This is a genomic window from Sphingomonas yabuuchiae (assembly GCF_001477495.1).
Taxonomy (GTDB): domain Bacteria; phylum Pseudomonadota; class Alphaproteobacteria; order Sphingomonadales; family Sphingomonadaceae; genus Sphingomonas; species Sphingomonas yabuuchiae_A.
This window is the reverse complement of record NZ_LDTF01000007.1, coordinates 117,281-143,013: the sequence shown is the minus strand read 5'-3', so window position 1 is coordinate 143,013 and position 25,733 is coordinate 117,281. Positions and strand designations below refer to the sequence as shown.

Below are 25,733 nucleotides of genomic sequence, written 5' to 3'. Positions count from 1 at the left end.
GTCGTTTAGACGAAGCAGGCTCCCGTGAAAAGGAGCCCCACCGGAACGCGAGGTGGGGCTCCTGTCGTCCGCGCGCGCTACAGGGGGGATGCACGCGGACGAACCCTGTCAGAAGGCGAATTGCAAGGCGGCGCGCGCCGACAGCGCGACATTGCCCAGCCGCTGTTCGGCATTCACCTCGCCGCTCAGGCGGATCTCGCTGGTGCCGGTGATCGCGCGCACCCGCCCGATCCAGCCGCCGTTGCGGGCCTCGGGATCGAGGATGAAGGGCGTGCCGTCGCCGAAGCTGGCGACCGTCCGGCCCAAAGCCCCGGCGATCCGCTCGCGCCGACCGCCCTCGACCTCCAGGCGGCTCCATTGCGAGTAGCGATCGTTGCCGCCGAAATTGATGCCCGCCGCGACACTGGCGGTCAGCGCCAGTTCGTCGCTGGTCCGCTTGCGCACCGTCAGGTCATAGCCGGTGCCGCCGCCCATCTCGCGATAGGCGTCTTCGTTCAGCCGGTAATAGTCGACCGCCAGGATGGGGCGTACGTTGAACTGGCCGACCCAATGTTCCCACGAGACCGAGCCCGAGCCGGAATAGAGCATGCCCTTCCAGTCGCCGGTCGCGCGGCGCTGAACCGCCTCGGTGCCGATCACGCCGTCGAACTGGCGCTGCGAGTCGAAGGACAGGAAGGCCGCAGAGCCGCGCGCCTGCGCCGCCAACGCACCCCAGCGGGCACGCCAGAAACCGGCCAGCTCATATTGGCTGTGGTTGACGCGGCTGACCGCCGTTCCTTCATTGGCGCGACCGCTCATGTACGAAAGCGAGGCGCCGAAATTGCCCGCATCGGTCTTGCGCTCGATACCGCCGCTGACGCCCCAGCCGCGCACGTCATAGCTGCGGGTCGACCGCGTGCCCTTCGACGCGTCCCAGCCGAGCGGGGTCAGCCAATAGCCCCATTGGCCTTCTTCGCTGAACTCGCCCGCCGGTTCGCGAAGCTGCGCTGCCGCCGCGCGCGAGGCCAGCGTCACACCCTCGAACACGCTGCCGGTATAGTTGGGCAGCATCTGTTCGACCGCGCCCCGGAAGGCCGCGCCGTCATAGATACCCCGGATCGCGTCGGACAGCTTGGCATCGCGGCCGATCGCGGCGTCGATCGCGTCGAAGGCGCTGACGCCTGCGTTGCTGAGCCCGAGTTCGGTCTTGGCCTTGCGGCTGACCTCGACCGCGATCTCGTTTGGCTGGGCCGCGACGATCGCGCCCTTGTACAGGAAGGGCATGGCCGAGGGGGCGAGCGTCAGGTTGTTCGCGCCGGTCAGCGTGCCCGAGCGCAGCACGACATAGCGGCCGGTCACGTCGGTCCCGCCCGATACGCGCAAGGCAAGCTGGCTGTTCGCCCCGATCGTCGTCGCGCCGCCGACCTGGATCAGGTTGGCGGTCGGGTTCGCCTTGTCGAGCGCGACGCTCAAGATCGACTGGTCGCCCAGGCTGAGCGAGGCGATGTTGGTCACGCCGTTCGCTGCAAAGGTGCCGCCGCCGTTCGCGACGGTCACCGCGACGTGCGATGCGTTGGCAAGCCGCCCGGCAAAGACGCCCTTGCCGGTGATCGCCAGCAGGTCCTGTCCCCGCCCCGCGAAATCCGCCACGCCGTTGAAGCGCGCGGTGTCGCCGATGGTCAGCGTGTCCGCCCCGGTGCCGAAGGTCGCGGTGCCCGCATAGGTGCCGGTGCCGCTCATCTCAAGCCGGTTGGTGCCGGTGCCGAAGCTGACATCGCCGCTGACCGATCCCGCGCCGATCTGAAGCCGGTCGTCGCCGCTGCCGAAGCGGATCGCACCGGTGATGCTGGGCGCGGCGGCTCCGTTGGCGGGCGCGATCTGGCGCACGACCGCGCCGCTGGTGTTCGCCGACAGATCGATCGCGACGCTACGCGAACTGTCCGCGCCCGCGCCCGCGATGATGCCCGCATTCTCGACCAGCGTCAGGCCGCCGGTACGGTCGAGGATCGCGCTCGCATTGGCCGATGCGGACGCCGCCCGGATCGACCCGGTGTTGCGGATGGTCGGCAGTGAAGCGCCTGACTCGATCAGGACGCCGGTCGTCAGCGTGCCCGACGTACCGCCGCCGGTCGCCGAGATGGTGCCGCCATTGCGCAACTCGGGCGTCGAGGCCCCAGCACCGAAGCGGATCGCGGTCGCCTCCGCGCCGTTGGCGGTCGCCTGCACCGTGCCGCCGACGGCGACGCCTTGCGCGATCTGGACATTGCCGCCCAGCCCGCCGATCGCCAGGGCGGTCGAACGCACGCCGCTATAGACCCCGGCCGCGGTGATGCGGCCATTGACGACCAATCCCGGTGCGGGCGTCGCGCCACCGGTCGCGCCGATCATGACCGCGCGGGTCGCCGATCCGATCTGCATCGTCGGCGCGGCCCCGTTGGTGACGAGGTCCGCGGCCTTGCCCGTCGCATTGCCCAGCGTGATGCCGCCCGCGACATTGCCGCCCACGATCAGCGCCGATCCGCCCTGGAGCAGGTCATCGGGGTCGAGCTTCGACACATCGGCCGGCGGCGTCGTATAACGATAGCCCGTCGAACCGATCCCGCCCTCGATATTCAGCGCGCCGCCGATGTCGCCGTCGATCCGCGCGCCGACCGCACCCTCGCCGATGGCGACGATCGATCCGCCGATCGTGACATTGCCCGACACGGCCCCCGTGCGAACGCCGACCGAACGGTCGCCCAGTACGTTGATCTTTCCCGACTGGGCCAGATTGCCGGTCAGCGGGCCGGTCAGCGCGATGCCCGCCGAATCGTTGCCCTTGATGGTGATTTCGCCGCCATTGGTGATATTGCCGTTAAAGGCCCCTGCCGTACGGATGCCGGTCCGCCGCGCCCCTTGCGCAAAGGGGCCGTCCAGGTCGCCGTCCTTGTCGATATCGACCGGGGTATAGGTCTCGTCGATGATGATCTTGCCGGTGTTCGCGATATCGCCCTTCACACCCGCCGCCGCGCCGATGCCGACCGCTTCATTGGCGTCGGTCGTCTGGATCGTCCCCGCGTTGCTGATCTTGTTGTTGCTGTCGAGCGTGACGGCGGTCCCGCTGCCGGTCGTCACCACGCTGCCTGCCGCGACGATGCTGATATCGGCGGCGGCCCCGTTATTGACGGTGGCGGTGCGGACCGGTGTCGTCCGCTTGGTGTCGATCACGGTCTGGGCGGAAGCGGCCGTCCCCGCCGCCAGCGCGAGCGTGGCGGTCGAGGCGAAGAGCAGGCGATGCACGAATAAGGTCCCCTTTATGTGCCTTTGCCTCTCCAGACGGAGCCGCCGGGCCGAATCCTTGGCGCCCGCATTAAAATTTCGTCAGGTTCGCTACAGGTGTTGACGATTGCAGCCTTGAGGATCAGAGGGCGGCTCAGGCGTGGGAGCCCCCGCGTCGTTCCAGAAAGCGAGAACATGTCCAGCGACAGTTCCAGTAGCGCCGCACGTCTCGGGGTCGTCCGCTAGTTTCGCAACTGGCTTTCGTCCGCCCCGGGTCGTGCGGACGAAAGGTTTGAAATGGTCAACGATCTGCTTGCCGGTGTCGCCGCCGGTTTCCGTTCCTCCCGGCGCGGCCTGTCCATCGCCGATCTCGTCGATACGCTGCAGTCTCTTTCCGTCGAGGAAGCGGCCGATGCGCTGACGCAAATGCCCGACGCGCGTGCCGTCGCCGTGCTCGACAGCCCCGAACTGCGCTCGGCCGCCGATATCCTGGCGCATTTGACCCCTGCGCGCGCCGCCGCCCTGGTGTCGCAGATGGCGGAGGACCGCGCCGCCGACGTGCTGACCGACATGGACGAGGATGACGCCCTCGCGATCCGTGCCGAGCTGCCCGCTCCCGTCGTCGCGTCGATCGATACGCTGCTGCGCTGGCCCCCCGACAGCGCGGGCGGCATGATGACGACCGAATATGTCGCCTCCTCCGCCGACGCGACCGTCGCCGACGTGCTGGCGCATATCCGCACCGTCGAGCGCAGCCGCGAGACCGTCTATTCCGTCTTCCTTCTCGAGCCGCAGGGGCGACTGGTCGCCACCGTCTCGCTGCGCCAGCTGATCGCCGCCGAGCCGACCTCGCGCGCGATCGACCTGGCTCGGGGGCACGACCCGATCACCGTCGCGCCGAGCACCGACCGCGAGGAGGTGGCGCATCTGATCCGCCGCCATGACCTGTTGGCGCTGCCCGTCGTCGACGAACAGGGCCGCCCGATGGGCATCGTCACGGTCGACGACGTGCTCGACGCGCTGGTCGCCGCGCATACCGAGGATACGCAGAAGTTCGGCGGCGTCGAGGCGCTGGACGGCCCCTATCTGGAAACCGGCTTCCTCGCGATGATCCGCAAGCGCGCCGGGTGGCTCAGCATCCTGTTCTTCTCCGAGATGCTGACCGCCAGCGCCATGCAGCATTTCGAAAGCGAGCTGGAGCGTGCGGTCGTGCTGACCCTGTTCATTCCGCTGATCATGAGCTCGGGCGGCAATAGCGGCAGCCAGGCGACTTCGCTGATCATCCGTGCGCTGGCATTAGGCCAAGTCCGCCTGCGGGACTGGTGGCGGGTGGCGCTGCGCGAGCTTCCGGCGGGTATGACGCTGGGGGCGATCCTGGGGCTGTTGGGCATGGCGCGGATCGCGCTTTGGCAGACGCTCGGCTTTTACGATTACGGTCCGCATTGGGTGCTGGTGGCAACCACGGTCGGCACCGGGCTGGTCGGCATCGTGACCTTCGGCTCGCTGGCCGGGTCGATGCTGCCCTTCCTGCTGCAACGCATGGGCTTCGACCCGGCCAGCGCCTCAGCGCCCTTCGTCGCGACGCTGGTCGATGTGACCGGGCTGGTGATCTACTTCACCATCGCGCTCGCCATCCTGTCGGGGACCTTGCTTTGAGATCCTCACCGGCACGGGGAGGTGGCATCGCGCAGCGATGACGGAGGGGAGCTTCCACAAACATTGTTCCATGTGGCGCTCCCCCTCCACCAGCTTCGCTGGTCCCCCTCCCCGTGCCGGGGAGGAACAGGGCTACCGCTTCCAATAGCGCACATAATCCACCTTCATCGCCTGGGGCAGCGCGGCGTCGTCCACGCCCTTCTGCCCGCCCCAATCGCCCCCGACCGCCAGGTTGAGGATCAGCGAATAGGGCCGCGTAAACGGCCAGGCCGCCGCCCCGCCCGGCTGGTCGTTCTTCACCCGCATATAGGCCCGCCCGTCGACACCGATCGTGATCGTCTCGGGCGTCCAATCCAGCTGATAGCGGTGATAGCCCGTGCACGCCCCCGCCACGCGCACCTCGGCGCCACGCTGGGTCTTCAGGCGATGGTTGAAGGCCGCAGAGTGAACCGTGGCATGGATCACGTTCGGGTTGAAGCCGACCATCTCCATGATGTCGATCTCGCCGCCGTCGGGCCAGCGCGATCCGTCCATCGGCAACAGCCAGATGGCGGGCCACATGCCCCGCCCGCAGGGTAGCTGCGCGCGCACTTCGTAGAAGCCGTAGCCCAGCGTCTGTTTCGCCACCAGCTTGGCTGAGCTGTAGCGCTGGCCGCCCCAATCCGGCTCGTCGCGCAGCGCCTCCGCCCGCGCTTCGATGACCAAAGCACCCTTCTCGATCCGGGCGTTGGTCCGGTCGGGACCGGCATAATATTGCAGTTCGTGATTGGGCCAGCCCGTCTTGTTCTGGCCTGTGTCCCAGCGCCAGCGCCGTTTGTCGATCGCGCCGTCGAACTCGTCGCCGAAACTCGGCCGCGTAGCCGGTGCGGCCATCGCGCCGTCATAGGCATAGTTGGTCGCACCGAGCGACGGAGCCTCGACCTGCTGGGCGGAAGCCCCGGTGGCCAGCAACGTCACGCCCGCCAGCCACCAAGCCATTCTTTTCATTGCCATCCCCTCTCAACTTTGGAGAGGGTATAGGCCGATCTACGAAGCGACGCCAAGTCGCGCCGGATCAGCCCGCGATGGTGAAGACCGAACCCGAGTCGACACGGATCCCCGCCCCGTTGATAAAGCTCGCCCGCTCCGACACCAGGAAGGCGACGGCGGCAGCGACCTCTTCGGGACGACCGCGCCGCTTCAGCACCATGCCGGGGCGTTCCTCGTCCAGGAACGTCTTGATCGCCTCGTCGAAGCTCACGCCCTTCTCCTCGGCGCGCTTCTCCATCATCTTGTCGGTCATCGGCGTGGCGATAAAGGCGGGCGAGACGGTGTTCACCAGCACATTGTCGGGGCCGTACGCCTTGGACAGCCCCTTGGCGAGGCTGAGGATACCCGCCTTCGCCGCGCAATAGGGCAGTTCGTCAATATAGGGCTGCACCGCATCCTCGGAGGCGAACAGCACGATCCGGCCCCAGCCCTTGGCGCGCATCGCCGGGATCGCCTCGCGGCACATGCGCACCGCGCCCATCAGGTCGATATCGATCGTCTCCTGCCAGCCCTTGTCGTCGATCTCCAGAAAGTCACCCGTCGCTCCAGTCACGCCTGCTGCGTTCACATAGATATCGGGGTCGCCCAGCCGTTCGCGCACCTCCGCCCAGACGGACCGCACCTCTTCGACCCGGGTGACGTCGCCCGCGACCGCGATCACCTCGCCCAGTGGGGACAATTCTTCGATGGCTTGGCCCAGCGTCCCGTCCGGCTTGTCGGTCAGCGCGACGCGCACGCCCGCCTCCAGCAACAGGCGCGCGGTTTCCTTGCCCATGCCGGAGTCCGCGCCGCTGATGAGCGCGATGCGCCCCTTGATACCCAAATCCATCGTCATTCTCCTTGGACATTGCGACCGGCGGCGCGTGCTGATGTCGATCATCGATACGGATCAACCGTCCCGGCCTTGAAGTGCCGAGCCTCGATAGGGTTCCGCCAATGGGCGGCGATAAGTCTTTGATCTTCGGTGGAACGGCCACCCTCCCCGCCCGTTCGAAAAGCCCCGCCCTATTTGTTGGAGTGCCGGTCGTTGCGCATGTTGTCCCAAGCCGAGATCGCCACCATGCCACCATCCGGAGACGGCCCGGTGCCGCTGCCCGGCATCGCCGAACTGGCGGCCGGTGCGGCGGACATCCTCAACCGGTCCGACATCATCCTGGCCGTCACGGACGAGACCCGTGCCATGGGCGTGACGCGCATGCTGGAGGCCATGGTGCCCGACGCGACCATATTGTTCTGCCCCGGTTCCGACGCGCTCCCGGGCGACGACGCCCCCGCCTCGCCTGCCAATGTGGGGCAGCGCGTGTCGGCGCTGCATCGGGCGCAAACGGCGTTGGCGATGAAGGACCGGAGCCGCATCGCCCTGATCACCTCCGGCGAAGCGCTGGCCCGCGCGCTGCCGTCGCCCGAAACCTTTGCGGCCGAGCCGCCCTGCGTCGCCATCGACGATCCGTGCGATCTGGCGGACCTGCACGCGATGCTGCTCGACCTGGGCTATATCGCCGACGAGCGGGTGGACGAACCCGGCGAGGTCGCGCTGCGCGGCCATGTGCTCGACCTGTTTCCCGCCGATGCCGAACAGCCTTTGCGCATCGAGGTCGCGGAAGGCCGGATCATCGCGATCCGATCCTACGACCCCGCCGACCAGCGCAGCACCGGCGAAATCCAACGCCGCGAGCTGGGCCGCGTGGCCGAACCACCGCTTGGCGAGGCACCGACCAGCCTGCTCGACCATCTGCCGGGTGCCTGCGTCATCATCGAGCCCGCCGCCGATGAACGTCGCCGTCGCCTGTTGCTGCTGAGCGCCGATGTCGCCAAGCGCGGCTCGAAGCGCGCCGCCCGCGACATGATCGACGAGCGTCACTGGAAGAAGGCGCTCGATCAGCGGCAAACCTCTGAGATCCCCCGGATCGCCGAGCCCCCGCCGCGCTTCGTCGAAAGCCGCTCGCCCCTGCGCGACTTCGCCGCCACCGCGCGCACGGTGATGAAGGAGGGCACGCGCGTCGTCCTGATCGGCAGCGAACGCGACCTGCGCTTTCTGGGCAAGCGGGTAGACAATGTCCTGCGCAAGACCGCCAGGCGTGTCGAAAGCTGGCAGGCCATATCGGACGCCAAGGCCGGATCGCTCCTGACGCTTGTGGCACCGGCTCAACGCGGCTTCGCGCGTGACGACATTCTCGCGGTCAGCGCCGCCGATCTGCTCGGCAGCCGCGCCGAGCGCGAGGATGGGGCTGCGCCGCATGTCGACCTGTCCTTGATCCAGACGGCCGAAATCCGGGTTGGCGACACCGTCATCCATGAGGATCACGGCATCGCCACCGTCGTCGGGCTGGAGACGATCGACGGGCAGGACGGGGTGTCGGGCGACGCGATCAAGCTGGAATATGCACGCGGTGCGACCCGACTGGTCCCCGTCGCCGAGGCCGACCGGCTGTGGCGCTATGGCGGCGAGGACGACGCGGTCCGCCTCGACACGCTGGACGGCAAGAGCTGGCACGAACGACGGCGCGGGATCGACGAGGCGATCGCCACGACCGCGCGCCAGCTGACCGCCATGGCCGCAGAGCGTGCCGAGCGTCATGCCCCCGTGCTCGATCCTCCGGTTGCCGATTACGAACGGTTCGCGGCGGGCTTTCCCTATAGCGAGACGCCGGACCAGTTGGCCGCCATCGAGGCGGTCCGCGCCGATCTTGCCTCGGGTCGCCCGATGGACCGGCTGGTCGTCGGCGATGTCGGCTTCGGCAAGACCGAGGTCGCACTGCGCGCCGCCGCCGTCGCCGCGCTCGCCGGGAAACAGGTGGTGGTGGCCGCGCCGACGACCGTGCTGGCCCGACAGCATCTCGACAGCTTCGCAACGCGATTCGAGGAAGCAGGCATAGCGGTCGCCGGTCTCTCCCGCCTGTCCACCGCCGCCGAGAAACGGAAGGTCAAGGCCGGACTGGCCGATGGCAGTATCCGGATCGTCATCGGCACCGGCGCGGTGGCGGGCAAGGGCGTGACCTATAAGGACCTGGCGCTGGTCATCGTCGACGAGGAACAGCGTTTCGGTGCCGCCGACAAGGCCCGGCTTCAGGCGCTGTCGTCGGGGCATGTGCTGACCCTGTCCGCCACGCCGATTCCGCGCACCCTTCAGGCCGCGCTGGTGGGCCTGCGTCAGCTGTCGATGATCGCCACCCCGCCCGCGCGGCGACAGCCGATCCGCACCGCCGTCTCCACCTTCTCCCCCGAAACACTGCGCGCGGCACTGCTGCGCGAGCGATCGCGTGGCGGGCAGAGCTTCGTCGTAGTGCCCCGCATCGCCGACATGGCGCCACTCGCCGAAAAGCTCGCCCGGATCGTGCCCGAGCTGGAGGTGATGCAGGCGCATGGCAAGCTGCCCGCCGCGGAGATCGACGACGTCATGGTCCGCTTCGGCCGGGGCGAAGGCGATGTCCTGCTGGCGACCAACATCATCGAGGCGGGATTGGACGTGCCGCGTGCCAACACCATGGCGATCGTCCATGCCGACCGTTTCGGCCTGGCCCAATTGCATCAGTTGCGCGGACGCGTGGGGCGCGGGCATCGACGGGGGCAGGTGCTGCTGTTCGCCAAGGGCGAGGACGCCATCGCGCCGCGTACCCTGAAGCGGCTTCGCACGCTGGAGGCATTCGACAGGCTGGGCGCAGGATTCGCGATCAGCGCCCGCGACCTCGACATGCGCGGCGCGGGCGATCTGCTGGGCGATACCCAGGCCGGTCATATGCGCCTGATCGGGGTCGAGCTGTACCAGCAATTGCTGGAGGATGCGCTGCGCACCGCACGCGGCGAGACGGTCGAACGCTGGACGCCCGAGCTTCGCATCGGGGTGGAAGGTCGCCTGCCCGAGGCGTGGATTCCCGATGAAGACCTGCGCATCTCGCTCTACGCCCGGCTGGGGCGGCTGCGCGACGATGCCGCTCTCGATGCGTTCGAGGCGGAGCTGGAGGATCGGTTCGGCGAGTTGCCGGAGGAAGCCGCCACGCTGGTGTCGCTCGCCCGGCTGCGCGAGCGGATGAGGACGCGATCGATCGCGCGGATCGATGCGGGGCCCGCCGCCATCGCCCTGACCCCGCACGGCCAGGACCCCGATCTCGGCGGTATAGAGGGGCTGGAGGAAAAGGACGGTCGCCATCTCCTGAAGGAGCGGCACAACAGTCCCGCCAATCGGCTGGCGCGGCTGGACGAACTGCTGGCTTGACCCATGCCATTGGCGGCGACGCCCGCGCGGCGTAGAGCCGCCCCGAACAGAGAGGATTTTCGCCATGGCTTTCCCCGAACCCTATACGGCCGACCCTGCGCGCTATGACGGCCGGATGCCTTATCGCCGGACCGGACGCAGCGGGCTGAAGCTGCCCGCGATCAGCCTGGGGCTGTGGCAGAATTTCGGCGGGACGGATGTTTTCGAGACGGGTCGCGCGATCCTGCGCCGTGCCTTCGACCGGGGCGTCACCCATTTCGACCTTGCGAACAATTACGGCCCGCCCTTCGGTTCGGCGGAAGAGAATTTCGGGCGGGTGATGGCGAGCGATTTCGCGCGCCACCGCGACGAAATGATCCTGTCGACCAAGGCGGGATGGGACATGTGGCCGGGGCCCTATGGCGATATCGGTTCGTCCAAGAAGTATCTGATCGCCAGTTGCGACCAGAGCCTGAAGCGGATGGGCGTCGATTATGTCGACATCTTCTATTCGCACCGTGTCGACCCCACGACACCGCTGGAAGAAACGATGGGCGCGCTGGTCCAGCTTCATCGCCAGGGCAAGGCCCTCTATGTCGGCATTTCTTCCTACGATGCGGGACTGACCCGGCGCGCGGCGGCGATTTTAGCGGAGGAGAAGGTCCCGCTCTTCATCCACCAGCCGAGCTATTCGATCCTGAACCGCTGGATCGAACCTGAGCTTTTGGCCGCATTGGAAGAGCTGGGCACGGGCTGCATCGCCTTCTCGCCGCTCGCGCAGGGCATGCTCACGGGCAAATATCTGAACGGCGTTCCGCAGGATGCGCGCGCCAGCCGGGGTGGTTCGCTGTCGCAGTCGCTGCTGACCGAGCAAAATCTGGCCGTTATCCGGCAGCTGAACGACATTGCCCGAACGCGCGGGCAGACGCTGGCACAGATGGCGATCGCCTGGGTGTTGCGAGATCCGCGCGTCACCTCCGCACTGATCGGCGCGCGGACGGTCGAGCAGCTGGACGACTCGCTCGATGCGGTGGCGCGGCTTGATTTCACAGCCGACGAACTGGCGGCGATCGACAAGGCGGCGCAGGATGGGGGCATCAATCTCTGGGCCGAATCCTCCGACATTGCCGAGCTACCCGCAGCCCAGGGCATAGCGCACTGATAGCAGTATGAGGACGGGCGGCCGCCGCTGCACCGCCCGTTCCGACATATTTTATCGCAGGCAAGAGCTGGTATTTGTCCGACAGTTGAATTAGCCTCCCTCAAAAAAGGGAGAGGTTCATGAAGACATTCATCCGCAGTTGCGCCGCCATCGGCGCCCTTTTGGCGACCACGGCGTTTCATGGCACTGGGCAGGCGCCGGCCACGTCCCCGCGCCACCTGGAGATCGTGGCGAAGGACAGCCTGCCCAAGCCACCCGCCCCGCGCGATGCGCGGACCGCCTATCTGATGACGTTCTTCACCGACGAGGATCATTCGCTCCATTTCGCGACATCGCGCGACGGCTACAGCTTCACCGACGTCAATGGCGGAAAGCCGGTGATGGACGGACGGGAAGCTGCCGAGCAAAAAGGCATTCGCGACCCCCACATCATGCGCGGCCCCGATGGCGGCTTCTATATGTCGATGACCGACCTTCACATCTTCGCCAAGCGCGAAGGGTTGCGCGACACCCAGTGGGAGCGGCCCGAGGAGCAATATAGCTGGGGCAACAACCGCAACATGATCTTCATGAAGTCCTACGACCTGATCCACTGGTCACGGTCGCGGGTCACGCCATCGGCCCTGTTCCCGCGCTATCGGGATGCCGGGAATATGTGGGCGCCGGAGACGATCTACGATCCGCAGCGCAAACGGCTGATGGTCTATTTCACCACCCGCGACGGCAACGGGCCGAACTATCTGGTCTATTCCTATGCCGACAACGACTTCAGCACCCTGACCGAAGAGCCGAAAAAGCTGTTCGACTATCCCGATCCCAAGGTGAATGTGATCGACGCCGACATCACCAAGGTCGGCGGCAAATACCACATGTTCTATGTCGCGCATCAGGCACCGGGCAATATCCGCCATTCGGAGTCGTCGCGGATCAATAGCGGCTGGACGAAGGACCTGCGCAAGGTCGATCCCGAAACCGTCGGGACGGAGGCACCGACCCTGTGGCGGCGCAACGGCACCAATACCTATGTCCTGATGTACGATGTGTTCGGTATCAACCCCAACAATATGGGTTTTTCTGAAACCACGGACTTCGTGACCTACCGGAATATCGGTCGCTTCAACGAGCCTGGATCACCGATGAAGGCGACCAACTTCACTCGCCCCAAACATGGCGCGGTCGTCGCGATCAGTCCGGCCGAGGCCACCCGGCTGGAGCGATATTTCGCCGCGCGTTGAACACGAAGATGCGCCCGACCATGACAGGTCGGGCGCATCGCTCCGTCCGGTTACTTCGCGGCGCCGCTCACATCGCCCTGGCCCATGGCCGAGACCAGGACATTGCCCGAGCCGGAGAAGTTCGCGGCAGGCAGGTTGGCGACCTTGTCACCCACCTTCACCAGCACCCGCTCCACCGCGCCGCGGGCATTGGTGCGGACCGACTGAACCGCACCGATCGCGCGGCCCTGCGCATCGCGGACGACCATGCCGGTATTGACCGGGAAGGCCCCGCCCTGCGCCGCGCCGCTACCGGCCAGCGCCAGATTGCCCGCCAGCGAGCCGTTGCCGCCCGTCGCCGCTGCGCTGCCCGATGCGGAACCCGCGACATTGCCGCTCGCATTGGCCGCACGCTCGGTCAGGTTGCTGGCGGCGCCCCGCGCCCGGTCGCCGACCGCCCCGGCGGTTTCGCGAACCCGTCCGGCGACGTTGCCGACCGTATTCACACCGCGCCCCGCGACATCGCGCACCGCATCGGTCCCGACCAGCTGGGCATCCACGCCGCCGCCGACCGTGCCCGAGGCCGCGCCGTTTGCGCTGCCCGAGCGGTTGCCGACCCGCGTTGCGCTGTCCAGCGTCGAACCGCCGCCAGCTTCACCCGAAGCCGTCACCCGGCCTCGGCGCAGATCGACATTGCGATCGCCACGCACCGAACCGCGCGTCCGGGCCGCCGTGTCGGTTGCGGCGCGGCCGGTCTGGCCAACCCCGCTCAGCGTCCCGTTCGCCCCGCCGGTCAGGCCGCCGGTGACACCACCCAGCTGACCGCCCAAGGCTCCACCACCGACCAGGCCACCGCCGCCACCAAGCAGCTGTGCCGAAGCGGGCATCGCGACAAGTGCCGCAGCAAGCATCGCGGTACCGGAAAGAAGGGTCTTCATCATCGTTCTCCTTAACTTCTGCGGAGACAACGAGAGGCGCTTCCGATTTAATCCCGAAAAGATGCGTCTTTTACTGCACAGGCGTTCGGCAATCGGCACAAACCATTCCACGACCTAGGAATTTTCTTTCGCTCATCCGGCCATTTTTCTGGGCTTCGGCATCGACATCGGCCAGGGCGGCGCGGATTCGGCCAGGGTCCAGCGATGGATAGGCGGCGGCCACACGGCCCGCGACCAGCGGCGCGGCAAAGGATGTGCCCCGCACCTTGAAGCGGCGACCACCGACTCCGGCGGCCAGCATGTCCGCGCCCGGTGCGGCATAATCGAGATGGTCCGCCCGTCCCGCCTCGATCAGCGGGCGTCCCCGCCCGTCGACGCCGGTCACGGCAATGACGCCCGGATAGGAGGCCGGATAGGCGGGCGGCGCGGCCGGGCCGTTATTGCCGACCGCCGCCACGATGATCAGGCCCCGCTTCTGCGCCGCCGCGACGACGCGTGCGAGCAGCGGATTGGCGGGGCCGACCAGGCTGATCGTCGCCACCGACACGCGCCGTTCGACCAGCCAGCCCAGCGCCTTGGCGATGGCGGTCGCGTTGCCGCCCGCCGGATCGCTGCCATAGACATCGGCCGAGGCGATCCGCGCGCCCGGCAGCGATCCCCGAATGCCGTTGCTCCCCGCAATCAGCGAGGCGACCGCCGTGCCGTGGTCGTTGGCGCGGGGAGCGCCCGTGGCGAAACCCTGGGTCAGTACGGCTCCTTCGGCACCGCCATCGATGACGCCGACCATGGTGCCGCGCCCCGTGCCGCCTTCCGCCGCCGCCAGGGTGGCCGGTGCCCCGGCTCCGCTCGGCAGGTGAAGTTGATCGGCGCTGACTTCGCCACCCAGCTTCTGGAGCACGCCCAGCGCCGCCTTCAGCGACTGGCCCGGCGGCACGCGCAGCCGGACGAAGCCGACGCCCAGCACATCGTCGCGCTCGATCACCGTGAAGCCCAATCGTCCGACCGCCGCCAGCAGCGCATCGCTGGGGGCATCGACCACCACCTCGCCCGCGCGCGCCGGAAATGCCATGGGGTCCAGCGCGATGGCGTCGGGATGATCGCGGACCAGTTGCGCGAAGGTCGCGCGGCGGACCTGCTCCAGTTGCCGCACGGTCGCGCGCGAGGCGGCATCCACCCGGTCGATCACCGGATCGCCCAGCGACGCAATTCCCCGCCCGACCGAGGGCAGGCCATCGGGAAGCATCGGCATCCCCGGCAGCGACGGCACCAGCTGCGCCCGCCCCGCCGTCACGCCCAGCGCCAGGCCCGCCGCCGCCATCGATACTGCCAGATAGCGGGTCGTCCGCTTCATCGCCGTTCACTCATTGTCAAAATTCATGCTGACATGGATTAAACGATGAACCGCATCCGTTTCATCCCTGCAACAAGGAAAACAGGATTGGCCGCTTTCGAGACCGAGTTGTTGGCGCTGCTCCCGCGACTGCGGCGGTTCGCGCGATCGCTCACCCATGACGGGGCGGATGCGGACGATCTGTGCCAGGTCACGATCGAAAAGGCGCTGATGGCGCGCGGCTCGTGGCAGGCGGGGACACGATTGGATAGCTGGATGTACCGGATCATGCGCAATGCCTGGATCGACACCGCCCGCGCCCGGTCGCGCGCGGCAGAGACCTTCGTCGCAGAAGAGGCGGGCTTGGGCGTCGGCGGGGAAGGCAATGCCGAGGCGCGGGTCGCGCTGAACGAAGTGGATGCCGCGATGCGCACCCTGCCCGACGAACAGCGCGAGGCGGTGGCGCTCGTCCTGGTCGAAGGAATGGCCTATAAGGAAGCGGCCGAGATACTGGACATTCCGATGGGCACCCTGACCTCGCGGCTGGTACGGGGCAGGCAGGCGCTGATGGCGCGGCTGGGAGAAGCGGCATGACGATCGAACCCGAATTGCTGATGGCCTATGCCGACGACGCGCTCGATCCACTGACGGCCAAGCGGGTGGAACGCGCCGTCGCCGCCGATCCCGCTCTGGCCGAAGAGGTCGCGCGCCATCGCCGCCTGAGGGCGAAACTGGGCGCGGCCTATGCCCCGATCATGGATGATCCGGTGCCCGACAGGCTGGCGGCGATGTTGACCAGCAATGTCGTGCGGATGCCCCGGCGCCAGCCCCGCCCCTCCCGCGTCTCGGCCGCCTGGCGTTCGGCGGCGGCGATGGCGGCATGCCTCGTCGTCGGCGTTCTGGTCGGTCGCGGCGTTCAGCAGGAGGGGCCAGTCGCGGCGACCGACCATGGCCTTTACGCCGCCGGTTCGCTCGCCGAGGCACTCGACGATCAGGCGAGCGGCACCGGAGGGCCGGTGCGCATCGCGGTCAGCTTCCGCGCGCAGGACAATGGCTTTTGCCGCGTGTTCCAGTCGGCCGAGGCGGACGGCATCGCCTGTCGCGATCCGAAGGGCTGGGCCTTGCGCCGGACCATGCCGGGCAGCACGCCCGGCGCAAGGACAGGCTATGTCCAGGCGGGATCGTCGGACGCCGAGCTGATGGCGGCGGCACAGAATATGATGGCCGACATGCCGCTGGATGCGGCGGGCGAGAAGAAGGCGATTGCGAGCCACTGGCGCGCGCGCTGATCGGTGATTTCGGAAAGCGATCGTTTCCACCACGTCGGTGGACCGATCGTACATTCGTCCTATCTTGGGCCTATGAAAAAGATCGGCTTTCTCTCGTTCGGCCATTGGTCGCCCTCGCCCCAGTCCGCCACGCGCTCGGCGCAGGATGTGCTGCTCCAGTCGATCGACCTCGCCGTCGCCGCCGAAGAGCTGGGCGCGGACGGGGCCTATTACCGGGTCCACCACTTCGCGCAGCAGCTCGCCTCGCCCTTCCCGCTGCTGGCCGCTGTAGGCGCACGGACGAAGACGATCGAGATCGGGACGGGCGTGATCGACATGCGCTACGAAAACCCGTTCTACATGGTCGAGGATGCGGGCTCCGCCGACCTGATCAGCGGCGGGCGACTGCAGCTCGGCATCAGCCGCGGTTCGCCGGAACAGGTCATCGATGGCTGGCGGCATTTCGGCTATGGCCCCGCGCAGGGCGAGACGGACGCCGATATGGGCCGCCGCCATGCCGAAGTGTTCCTGCACCTTCTAAAAGGACAAGGCTTCGCCAAGCCCAATCCCCGCCCCATGTTCCCCAACCCGCCGGGCCTGCTTCGGCTGGAGCCGCATTCGGCCGGCCTGCACGACCGGATCTGGTGGGGATCCGCCTCCAACGCCACGGCGATCTGGGCCGCCAAACAGGGCATGAATCTGCAAAGCTCGACGCTGAAGGCCGATGAGAGCGGCGAGCCTTTCCATGTCCAGCAGGCCCAGCAGATCCGCGCCTATCGCGATGCCTGGGCGGCGGCGGGGCATGACCGCGCCCCACGCATCTCCGTCTCGCGTTCGATCTTTGCGCTGACCACCGATCAGGACCGCGCCTATTTCGGTCGCGACGACAGCCAGGATCAGGTCGGCATCATCGACAATATGCGCGCGGTCTTCGGCCGTTCCTATGCCGCCGAGCCCGACCGGCTGATCGAACAGCTGCGCGCCGACGAAGCGATCGCGGAAGCCGACACGCTGCTGCTGACCGTGCCCAACCAACTGGGCGTCGATTATAACGCACATGTGATCGAGAACATCCTGCGCCACATCGCGCCTGCGCTGGGCTGGCGCTGACGACGGGACAGGCCCCGGCTGCGGTCGGGGCCGAAGCCCAGGGTGCCGATGATGTGGAAGAAATGGCGCGCCCGGAACGATTCGAACGTCCGACCCTCAGATTCGTAGTAGTCAGCGTACTAATCGGCAGAGGAGGCTAGTTTATCTGAGAATGTCTCAGGCGGTCTGATTGACTATTATGCCAGTAACTTAGCTCAAGAGCCATGGCTGCCCAAGTCTACCCACATACCGTCTTATCAAGTTCGACTAATTGCTCTGGAATTGCTCAGTTGAATTCAATTTAAAGCAACCAAGTGAGAGTTCTGTCACTCCGATGCATAGTCAAGAGCCTTCCCAAATTTTTCAGCATTCGAATAAACAACGACCTCATCGTCCCAACTTGTCTCGCGTTGAACTCGAACGGGGCATTACCCTGAGGCATCTTGATCCCACTTAAACAAGGGACTCACGATGCACGGAACGAAGATCACGCTCAACTCACTCAGGGCGCTTCCGCCCTCCCCGCCCTCGAAAACCAAGGTGATCCTCTGGGATCTCGAGATCAAGGGCTTCGGCGCATACCGTACCTGCGCAGGGACGATCTCGTTCGTCTACCAGTACGCGATGCCGGGAGGTAAAACCCAGAGTCTGATGTTGGGACGCTTGGGCGAACTCACTCTCGACCAAGCCCGCAGTATGGCGGCCGATATGGCTTTCGCGCGTCGTCGCGGGGTCGACCCCATCGCCGAGCGAAAGGCGAAGCTGAAAGCAGCCGCCGCCGCGGAAGAACTCAACCTCGGCCACTATGCGGTCAAATACCTGGAACGTCGCGACAAGCAGGGCAATCCGCTGAACAAGGGACAGCGGGCCATCGTGATGCGGGACGTCGTCGGTCTGCTGGGCGAGACGAGAATGGACCGGCTCACGGTCACCGACGTGGAGGACTTCGCGGAAAAGCTGGCGGAACGCGGACTTTCCGCAAGGCGAATGGGGCTGGTGTACCTCAACACTATCCTGAACGACGCGGTACGGCGCGACGTTATTTCCAATAACGTGGCAACCAAAGTCACCATCAACAAGGCAGGTGAACGGGATCGGCGCCTGCGTGACGACGAACTGCAGCGCCTGCTGGAGGCCGCCGCCGATCTGGGTGACTGTCGCGGAGACATATACGAGGTCCTGGTCAGAACTCTCAAGCGCAAGGAGGAGATCAGCCGGATGGAATGGAGCGAGCTGAACATCCCCAAGCGAGAGTGGTCGCTCAGGGCGTCGAGGACGAAAGGCCGTGTATCCCACCTCATCGAGCTCCCGACGCAGGTCATGGCCATCATCCTGCGCCAGCAACCCGACCCCAAGCTCCGCGTCGGGCCCGTCTTCACGCTCGATGGCGGCAAGACCGCCCCCGAGATGGGCAGTCAGGTCAAGAACCTGCTGGATGCACACATCCACCAGCGCCTGGAAGCCGCGAACGAGCGGGACGGCACGGCGCACTCCTTCGCACACTACACCATCCACGACCTGCGTACGACAGGTGCCTCCAAGCTGCAGGAGAAGCCGTTTCTGACGACCGCGTCGCTCATCGACGCCATCCTCCTACACAGCAACGGCAAATTGGTCACCCGGACCTATCAGCGCGCAGCTCTCGAGATCGAAGCCGGCGAGGTCCTCCAGCGATGGAACAACTGGATCGACGAACTGATGTCCGCAGATTCCGCATGGCCAGGCGGCCGGGACCGCATGTACATCGAGGCGGCGGCGGATCGGGCGCGGCGGGTGAAGGCTCTACGCAAGGGGTGGCCGATGCGCGAGGATCAGAAACGGGCAGCTGCGCGCCGGGCAGCCAAAGACGCCAAGGACAACAGTAAGTAGGTGTCGGTACGCAGGACAAGACCAAATGTGCTTAGACCGGGTGGTGAGACGAACAGCATGCCACCACCCGGTCCCATGTGCTGAGCCCTGTTCGCGTCGGCCTATGTTTCTCTAGCCGCGTACGACTAACGAAGAACGGAGGATTGAAGCACAGGTATCAATTGGACCTCCCGTTTGCAGGCGAAGCCGGAGGTTGACATGAAAAGCAACAAGGACGTCTACTGGCGGGAATACCCGCACGCCATCGAGTTCCGCGCTGGCGTGAACGCACGCCACGCGATCTTCCTCTCAAACGAGGAGCACCCTCTCTCGAAGTGGGCGCTGTATGGGTTCACCGACCGCCGCCTCCTCAACCATGCAGGCGACCTCACCGATGCAGGTCGAGCGATCGTCCTTGAGGGGATGATCCGCGAGACCCGCGGAACCCGCAAGAACTTCTGCGTCGTCTGGGACAGGCACGAATGCACCTTCATAATGCCGGACGGCACGACATACGAAGGACACAAACCTCCTCGTGGGATGCCTATGGAGCCGGAAAGCTACCTGGGGACGCCGGCCGACCTCGTCGACTGCCGATACGTGGAACTACCCGCCGGTTGCAGAACCAGCCACATCTGCATCGTCCGCCTCACGCGGGACCGTGTCGAAATCGCCTCGGGTGCGCCCTGCATCCTGGGCTGCCATACCGAACCGTCCCCTCCTGGTCGTTTCGACCCCTTCGCCGACATGCTCGGCTCTGACGGCGTCCTGCGCATTCCGAAGACGTTCCGCGGCCAGACGGTGACTGCCGTGACCGAAGACTACGTTCTGGGCCCCGTGCAACCCGACGGAATGGAATCTCATATGATCGCGCCATGGCCCGATCAGGTCTTCGACGGATGCCGTCGGATTGCAGGCCGTGACCTGCCGACGGAGATATTGGACGCCGTCTGGCGAGCCGTTGATCCTATCCAATGGGATGTCATCCAGACGGGTATCCGTCACGCCGCCTGAACCCGAACGGCCTTGCAAAAGCCAATCGGCTGATCATGATCGCGGATACCGAGCCCCGCCGCATAGGCAGTGGCAAGACGAGCCTCCGGGGGGAAGACACTGGACACCGTATTCGACCCGCACGCCCTTGATTGGTCGCGCCACCATCTACTTCGATCCGAAGCTGAAATCGGCCCGGGCATGTTCTTGCCGGAGTTGGTTACCCTCGTCGGCATGCGACTTCTCGAAGCCTGGCATGGTCACGAGACGAAGGAGATGCTGCTCCCTGCACCGCCAGCTCTGGAGGTGCCTGCCCCGAGGTTCGCGTTCGATGAAGCCGGCGATCGCATCGAGATCATCCATGATCGTCACGGTGCCGACGTGCGCAAGGCGCTGCAATGGGCTGCGAGCCAGATCCCATCGAGATCACGTGCTAAAAAAGCGGCGCGCGGCGGCCACTCTCCCGATGCCACAGCATTGACGGAAGATGACTGGGAAACGGCTTACGAGGCGATCGTGCTACCGCGGGAGATGCGCTCGTGGGCGCGCACCGCGCTCACGCACGTAGCGTGGGCAATCGCCGACATGGCATCCCGGGACGAAGGAGACGACGTCGCGATCACGCTGATCGGCAGGCCGCTGCTGGGTGGCGATGGGCGTGAGCTGCCTCGCACCATATGGACGACGGGGCCGGAACTTCGTCTACGCCGGCTGGCATCGTGCGGGCTGAACATCGACGCTCCGTTCGATCCCATGGCGGCTGCAACCCACCTGATCTTCGTGGAAACCCGCGGGTTGACGGAGGCCGTCGAGACATACGCCGAGCGGCACATGGTACCTGCCATCCCAGACGACCATCCATGGTGGGCTGAGGCGGAAAAGGTGCGGAGGAGTTGGGCACCCGATCTGGAGGACAGGATCAGGAAGGTCCTGGTCCCCGAACTGCGGAAACCCGAGAACATCTTTTGGCGGAAAGCGCAGGCGCAACGCTTCATCGAACGGCTCGACGAGTTCGGCCCGGGTGTGGACCTGGTGGTTGCCCGCGTCTGTAATGCACTCACGAAGGAGGGTGCAGCGGAGGGCATCCAGTACGCCTCCCTCGGGCGGGGCGGTCGACCTCGCATAGGGCTGGAACTCGTCCGCGAACGCTAGATGGTCATCGAGCGTGTTTGGCGCACATGATCGAGCATGCGCTCATCCAGTCAAATGACAAACCTTGACTCGCGACCGACAAACCCCGTTTTCGTGCGCGGTGAAGGCACAGGTATGTCGAATCACCGATCTGTACTCCTGAACCACCAGCCAATCCCGGCTGGATCAGGAGACGAGACATGGACGGAAAGGTCCACAAGGTCGACGATGGCGACAGGCTGATCGACACCCACGAGGCCGCGAAGAGGCTGGGCGTGGGGTACCGCACGCTGATGAACGCCCGCATCTATGGAGGCCCCGCCAACATCCCGTGGGTCCGCATCGGTCGCAGCATCCGCTATTCGACCCGCGAGATCGAGCGCTACATCCGCGCCAACACCCGCACCTCCACCAGCGAGTACTGGCGCCCGTGAGCGGCACGGCACCGCTCGCTCCCGGCATAGAGGAAATCCGGCGCCTGCTCCGGGCGGCGCGCGTCCTCGGCACGTCGCACGGCGTGGTGCTGGAGCTGTCGATCCTGACGCTCGGTCTGCCTTGGGAGGTCACGGCGATCGACCTCTCCTCCATCGACTGGAGTCGCGGGTGCGTCGAAGTTCCGTCTCGGGGCACCCGGCGGACCCGAACGATGGCCCTGTCCAACGCTGCCATCCAGACGGTCATACGCGTCGCCGGGGTAGCGGGCGGCACCGGACAGGCCGTGACGGCGGGACGCGGAGAACCAGTGAAGGCGCGAGACGTCAGGCTCGACCGACTGCAGGAATCGCTTGGCCGCATCGAACCCGACACTCTCCGGACCCGCTGGAACTTCCATGGACTGCGCGAGACCGGTGCGGCGACGTTGATCGATGGCGGGGTGGCCAGCGACGATGTGCGCCTGCTGCTGGGCAAGGAGCGCGATCAACCCGGCAGCGTGTATGCCCGCGGATCCGACGTCGACCGTGCCGTCGCCGCTGCCGAACGATGGAGCAGCCTGATCTTCGCCGACGAGCGGCGCCGTCCGCCCGGCAGGAGATAGCGGACGACAGATACCGGCGGCTCACGCCGCCGGATCGAGAGGAAGGAAAGGCGGTGAGCCGTAGGGCCGAAGGAAAGCCGGCCAAGCTCAACCGCATGCGTCCACGAGTGACGCGAAGGGAGTATAGACCATGCCAAAGAGCAGCATACCCTCCTGCTACAAGACCGAGACCGGGCAGATCGACGTCGCCCGGCTGAAGCGGGACGTGTCGATCACCAAGGTCGCGAGCCTCATCACCAAGCTGGTGCGGTCCGGCACCGAGATGAAGGGGCTCTGTCCCCTGCACGAGGAACACACACCCTCCTTCTTCGCCAACGAAGCCAAGGGCACGTTCTACTGCCACGGCTGCGGTCGCGGAGGCGACGTCATCGCCTTCGTCCAGGAGGTGGGCGGCCGCAGTTTCCTCGAATCATGCGAGTGGCTGATGGGGTCGTCCAGCTTCTGCCCGCCCGAGCAGCGCTACCCCGTGGCGCAGGCGACTGCCATCCGACAGGTCAACGTCCATCGGGCGAAGGTGGAATTTCGTCGCGGTGTCGCCATCGAGGGCACCGTGGTGGAGGCATATCTCGCCAACCGCGGCCTGGACGGTCAGGTGCCCGGATGCATCCGCCACTCCTGGGTGCCGCGCTTCTGGCACGATGACGGCTCGGAGGGGCCGAGGGAGCCTGCGATGATCGCGGCCGTGCAGGACGTCGACGGCAGCGTCGTCGGAATCCAGCGTACCTTCCTCGACAAGGAAGGACGCAAGGCGCGCCGTGGATCGGCCCGCCTCAGCCTCGGTCAAATCCGCGGCGGAGCGCTGCGCCTGGGTCCCGCCAGACCGGAGATCATGCTCACCCAAGGCGTCGAGGACGGGCTTGCGCTGACCCGGATGTTCGTCGGTGCGACCGTGTGGGCGGCGCTCGGCGACGGCAACCTCGCGCATGTGGCGCTGCCCCGTCACGTCCGAAGCGTCACGCTGTGCGGCGACGCGGACGATGCCGGACGAACGGCCGTCCAGCGCGCCAGGGAAGCGTACGAGGCGCTGGGGATCGCCGTGAGGGTGCTGTTCCCCCGCGCAGGCAAGGACTTCAACGAGGAGTGGCTGCTGCTCCACGCCTGAGCACGCAGCCGGAAGACCAGCGACATGATCGAAAACGACGACGTCGGCGCCTTCGGCCCCGGCGAACGCCGGGCCCGTGCCCGTGACCCGCCATAATCAGCCGTACCTTCGACCCAGACCCGATCGGCATGGCCGACGACATCGACAAGGACCACGCATATGACCAGGAAGAAGAACACCGGCTCTCGCGCCCTCGCCAAGCACCAGCCGCCCGCCCTCCCCGTCGCCCACAGGATGAACGGCGGCGACCTGCCGGTGCAGGTGGACGCGATCTACCACGTCCGCGACGTCCACCCGAGCAACGATGGCCCGTGGAGCAAGGAGGCCGACAAGATCGCCTGGACCGACCAGATGAGCGGCTACGCGTGCATCATCCGGCGGTCGGCGCAGGGCGGCCATCTCGGCGGCTACGTCGCCGTCCCCCCGACGCACCCGCTGTACGGCATGCAGCCCTACGCCTTTGCCGGGCTCGGGATCGGCGTGCACGGTGGCATCAGCTACGCAAATGAGTGCCAGCGCTGGGAACATGAGACCCGCTCGATCTGCCACGTCGCCGCCGAGCCGCCGCATGCCGACCGCGATCCGCTCTACGCGAACGCTGCGGCCCAGCGTGAGGACGACGCCTGGTGGCTGGGATTCGAGTGCGACCAGCCCGGCGACGTCATGCCCGTGTTCGGCTATCGAAACGGGCGGCACGGGACGCTGGAGGGTGTCAACGAGCGGACCTACAAAACGGAAAAGTTCGTCTACGAGGAATGCGTGCGCCTCGCCACCCAGCTCAAGGCGGTGGAGGAAGGCAGAGACGCGAGGGAGGCGGATCCGGGACCGCAGGCCACCTACTACGATCCGCGGGAGATCGGCCGATGAACCGCCGGCCCCACATCGATCCCGAGCTGCCCTGGGGCTGCTGGCTGAGGATCGAGCCCGTGGACGGCGGTGCCGAATTCGTCGACGACGCGACTGGTGAGCGTTGGAGCACGATCCGCGAGGCCCTCTGGCACGGCCGCCTGGGAATGGGCAACGGGCCGATCGGCATCATCCCCGCGCTCGAGTTCCTTCACGGCGTCCTCTCGCAGTGGGCGCGCCGGAAGCCGGACAGCGGGGAGATGACCGCCGACATGTTCTCCGGAAACAAGGTGTTCCAAGGATGGTACATCACGTGGCTGATCCGCGAGGGCTTGGTCGCAAGGCAGGACGGTCTCACCGCCGAAGGGTGGGCGGTCCTTCACATGCTCATGGCCACCCGCCCCCAGGACGTGCGCGAAGAACGGCCCGGCCGGGCGACCGTCGCCCAGCTCCTCGAGCTCGGTTTCGGGCCGGAGGAGCGGGAGGCGCGGCTGTCCCGGGTCGAACAGGCCGCGCTCGACTGGGGCGTCGGCTTCCGGCGGGCGAAGATCGGTGCCTGGCCGCACGTCATCCTGGTCAAGCGCGGAGAGGGTCAGGTGCCGGTGCTGGAGACGAGCTGGTCCCTCCGCTTCGAAACCGAGGATCAACGGGACGCCGTCTACGAGTGGCTCTGCGTGCGCCTCGATCGATGGCCCGCTTGGGCCGAGATGGCGGGACGCAGCCGGCATCCCGAACTCACGCAGCACCTGCTGATGGTACTCGCGGTATCGGCGGCCCACGCGACCGAAGATCCACCCGCCATCAGTCTGACCTAATCATAGAAGACGACCGCCGCTGCTTCTAGCCGCGCCGTGCCCGCTCGAAGGGCACGGCGCCTTCGGTGCCGACCAAGCTCAATTCAATATAGAGAAGTCAGTAGCTAAGCCAGCCGTCACTCTGCGGCTGTAAACGCGACTTCGGGCCATACTAAAAGGGACCTCGTTGGATTATGATCTCCGGCCTTCGTCCAAGTTGGACTTGCACCAATTCGGCGATCCGATCGGTCTGGCCCTCAACAATATCTCTGATGGCCTCGGCGTCAGCGGCGGGCGCGGTAAAACCGGAGTCGGAAACGAATGCGTAGCGCGCTGCAAGCGTGGCATACAGCAGGTGTTCGATCATCGACATGCAGAGGCCGGTCCCGCCCAATACCTCAAGTGTCCACAGGGGACTCCAAGGACGCAGCCCGGTCGTCCAATTCGCCGGATTGGCCTTTGCTCGGAGGTGTAGGCGCAGGCGCGATGCGAGCGTTCCCCTGTCGCGCTGCCCTGCTATTCCAATTCTGAACTGCGTCTGGTCTTTACCAGACTGCAGAAGGTATGCGCCATGAACGGTATCATCGCCGATGGCATTAGAATTTTCAGATCTACGAAATACAAGAGTTACCATGATCACCCGGAGCCGCCGTTTTATACCAAGAGACAGGATTTGCAGGCGAACATTGCCGTTTCGTTAAGACGGCGGCGACGTCCATAGACAATCATATATTCTCATGATGCAATAGTTTTGACGATAGCCATTGACCTGCCGCATTATGCAATGCAAAAATGCGAAATTCTCAGCGAACTTGTCATGCAGTCGAACTGCCGACGACTGGCCAAGGCATTTATCCGCTGATCCCCC

At 66.2% G+C, this 25,733-nt stretch carries 21 protein-coding genes; 15 read left to right on the top strand and 6 right to left on the bottom strand.

Annotated features, from left to right (window positions below; translation table 11 throughout):
* Positions 1–108: 108 nt before the first annotated feature.
* Positions 109–3,258 carry an autotransporter outer membrane beta-barrel domain-containing protein gene (locus NS355_RS01925; protein ID WP_058744112.1) on the bottom strand — a complete coding sequence of 1,050 codons (3,150 nt, stop codon included), beginning with the start codon at positions 3,256–3,258 and terminating at the stop codon, positions 109–111.
* Between the two features lie 276 nt (positions 3,259–3,534).
* Here NS355_RS01925 and mgtE point away from each other — a divergent pair, with 276 nt between their 5' ends.
* Positions 3,535–4,893, top strand: coding sequence for a magnesium transporter (mgtE, locus tag NS355_RS01920; RefSeq protein ID WP_058744111.1), 1,359 nt, complete (start codon positions 3,535–3,537; stop codon positions 4,891–4,893).
* Between the two features lie 132 nt (positions 4,894–5,025).
* Here mgtE and NS355_RS01915 read toward each other — a convergent pair whose 3' ends face one another.
* Together NS355_RS01915 and NS355_RS01910 are read right to left on the bottom strand one after the other, a co-directional pair.
* The gene (locus NS355_RS01915; protein WP_084787434.1) at positions 5,026–5,880 is read right to left on the bottom strand and encodes a glycoside hydrolase family 16 protein; all 855 of its coding nucleotides are present in this window, start codon (positions 5,878–5,880) and stop codon (positions 5,026–5,028) included.
* Positions 5,881–5,947: 67 nt separating this feature from the next.
* A complete protein-coding gene (locus NS355_RS01910; RefSeq protein ID WP_058744283.1) occupies positions 5,948–6,751 on the bottom strand; it encodes an SDR family NAD(P)-dependent oxidoreductase in 804 nt (267 codons plus the stop codon).
* A 231-nt stretch (positions 6,752–6,982) separates the two neighbouring features.
* Between NS355_RS01910 and NS355_RS01905 the strand changes: the two genes are divergently transcribed.
* The 3 genes from NS355_RS01905 (at position 6,983) to NS355_RS01895 (ending at position 12,511) form a co-directional block, all read left to right on the top strand.
* Positions 6,983–10,135: a helicase-related protein gene (locus NS355_RS01905; RefSeq protein ID WP_244489518.1), complete on the top strand. Its 3,153-nt coding sequence runs from the start codon at positions 6,983–6,985 to the stop codon at positions 10,133–10,135.
* A gap of 64 nt (positions 10,136–10,199) precedes the next feature.
* The gene (mgrA, locus tag NS355_RS01900) at positions 10,200–11,276 is read left to right on the top strand and encodes an L-glyceraldehyde 3-phosphate reductase (protein ID WP_058744108.1); all 1,077 of its coding nucleotides are present in this window, start codon (positions 10,200–10,202) and stop codon (positions 11,274–11,276) included.
* A 119-nt stretch (positions 11,277–11,395) separates the two neighbouring features.
* Positions 11,396–12,511 (top strand): glycoside hydrolase family 43 protein, encoded by a 1,116-nt coding sequence (locus NS355_RS01895; RefSeq protein ID WP_209445004.1) that lies wholly within the window; start codon positions 11,396–11,398, stop codon positions 12,509–12,511.
* A gap of 50 nt (positions 12,512–12,561) precedes the next feature.
* Here the strand turns inward: NS355_RS01895 and NS355_RS01890 are convergent, their stop codons facing one another.
* Complete coding sequence (locus NS355_RS01890) at positions 12,562–13,428, bottom strand: hypothetical protein (RefSeq protein ID WP_058744107.1); 867 nt, start codon at positions 13,426–13,428, stop codon at positions 12,562–12,564.
* 70 nt (positions 13,429–13,498) lie between these two features.
* Positions 13,499–14,779 (bottom strand): S8 family serine peptidase, encoded by a 1,281-nt coding sequence (locus NS355_RS01885; RefSeq protein WP_084787433.1) that lies wholly within the window; start codon positions 14,777–14,779, stop codon positions 13,499–13,501.
* 87 nt (positions 14,780–14,866) lie between these two features.
* Between NS355_RS01885 and NS355_RS01880 the strand changes: the two genes are divergently transcribed.
* The 11 genes from NS355_RS01880 (at position 14,867) to NS355_RS01830 (ending at position 24,886) form a co-directional block, all read left to right on the top strand.
* The gene (locus NS355_RS01880) at positions 14,867–15,352 is read left to right on the top strand and encodes an RNA polymerase sigma factor (protein WP_244489517.1); all 486 of its coding nucleotides are present in this window, start codon (positions 14,867–14,869) and stop codon (positions 15,350–15,352) included.
* The gene (locus NS355_RS01875) at positions 15,349–16,047 is read left to right on the top strand and encodes an anti-sigma factor family protein (RefSeq protein ID WP_058744105.1); all 699 of its coding nucleotides are present in this window, start codon (positions 15,349–15,351) and stop codon (positions 16,045–16,047) included. The genes NS355_RS01880 and NS355_RS01875 overlap by 4 nt, the downstream gene beginning before the upstream one ends.
* A gap of 72 nt (positions 16,048–16,119) precedes the next feature.
* Positions 16,120–17,136, top strand: coding sequence for an LLM class flavin-dependent oxidoreductase (locus NS355_RS01870; protein ID WP_058744104.1), 1,017 nt, complete (start codon positions 16,120–16,122; stop codon positions 17,134–17,136).
* A 450-nt stretch (positions 17,137–17,586) separates the two neighbouring features.
* A complete protein-coding gene (locus NS355_RS01865; protein ID WP_058744103.1) occupies positions 17,587–18,984 on the top strand; it encodes a tyrosine-type recombinase/integrase in 1,398 nt (465 codons plus the stop codon).
* Between the two features lie 198 nt (positions 18,985–19,182).
* Positions 19,183–19,977 carry a hypothetical protein gene (locus NS355_RS01860; protein ID WP_153007989.1) on the top strand — a complete coding sequence of 265 codons (795 nt, stop codon included), beginning with the start codon at positions 19,183–19,185 and terminating at the stop codon, positions 19,975–19,977.
* A gap of 180 nt (positions 19,978–20,157) precedes the next feature.
* Positions 20,158–21,108, top strand: coding sequence for a hypothetical protein (locus NS355_RS01855; protein WP_058744101.1), 951 nt, complete (start codon positions 20,158–20,160; stop codon positions 21,106–21,108).
* A gap of 179 nt (positions 21,109–21,287) precedes the next feature.
* Positions 21,288–21,521 (top strand): helix-turn-helix domain-containing protein, encoded by a 234-nt coding sequence (locus NS355_RS18885; protein ID WP_058744100.1) that lies wholly within the window; start codon positions 21,288–21,290, stop codon positions 21,519–21,521.
* The gene (locus NS355_RS18080) at positions 21,518–22,123 is read left to right on the top strand and encodes a tyrosine-type recombinase/integrase (RefSeq protein WP_167345382.1); all 606 of its coding nucleotides are present in this window, start codon (positions 21,518–21,520) and stop codon (positions 22,121–22,123) included. The genes NS355_RS18885 and NS355_RS18080 overlap by 4 nt, the downstream gene beginning before the upstream one ends.
* Before the next feature lie 130 nt (positions 22,124–22,253).
* Complete coding sequence (locus NS355_RS01840; RefSeq protein WP_058744098.1) at positions 22,254–23,225, top strand: DUF7146 domain-containing protein; 972 nt, start codon at positions 22,254–22,256, stop codon at positions 23,223–23,225.
* 159 nt (positions 23,226–23,384) lie between these two features.
* Positions 23,385–24,092, top strand: coding sequence for a hypothetical protein (locus NS355_RS01835; protein ID WP_058744097.1), 708 nt, complete (start codon positions 23,385–23,387; stop codon positions 24,090–24,092).
* Positions 24,089–24,886 carry a hypothetical protein gene (locus NS355_RS01830; protein ID WP_058744096.1) on the top strand — a complete coding sequence of 266 codons (798 nt, stop codon included), beginning with the start codon at positions 24,089–24,091 and terminating at the stop codon, positions 24,884–24,886. The genes NS355_RS01835 and NS355_RS01830 overlap by 4 nt, the downstream gene beginning before the upstream one ends.
* A gap of 151 nt (positions 24,887–25,037) precedes the next feature.
* Here the strand turns inward: NS355_RS01830 and NS355_RS01825 are convergent, their stop codons facing one another.
* Positions 25,038–25,238 carry a hypothetical protein gene (locus NS355_RS01825; protein WP_058744095.1) on the bottom strand — a complete coding sequence of 67 codons (201 nt, stop codon included), beginning with the start codon at positions 25,236–25,238 and terminating at the stop codon, positions 25,038–25,040.
* Between the last annotated feature and the right edge of the window lie 495 nt (positions 25,239–25,733).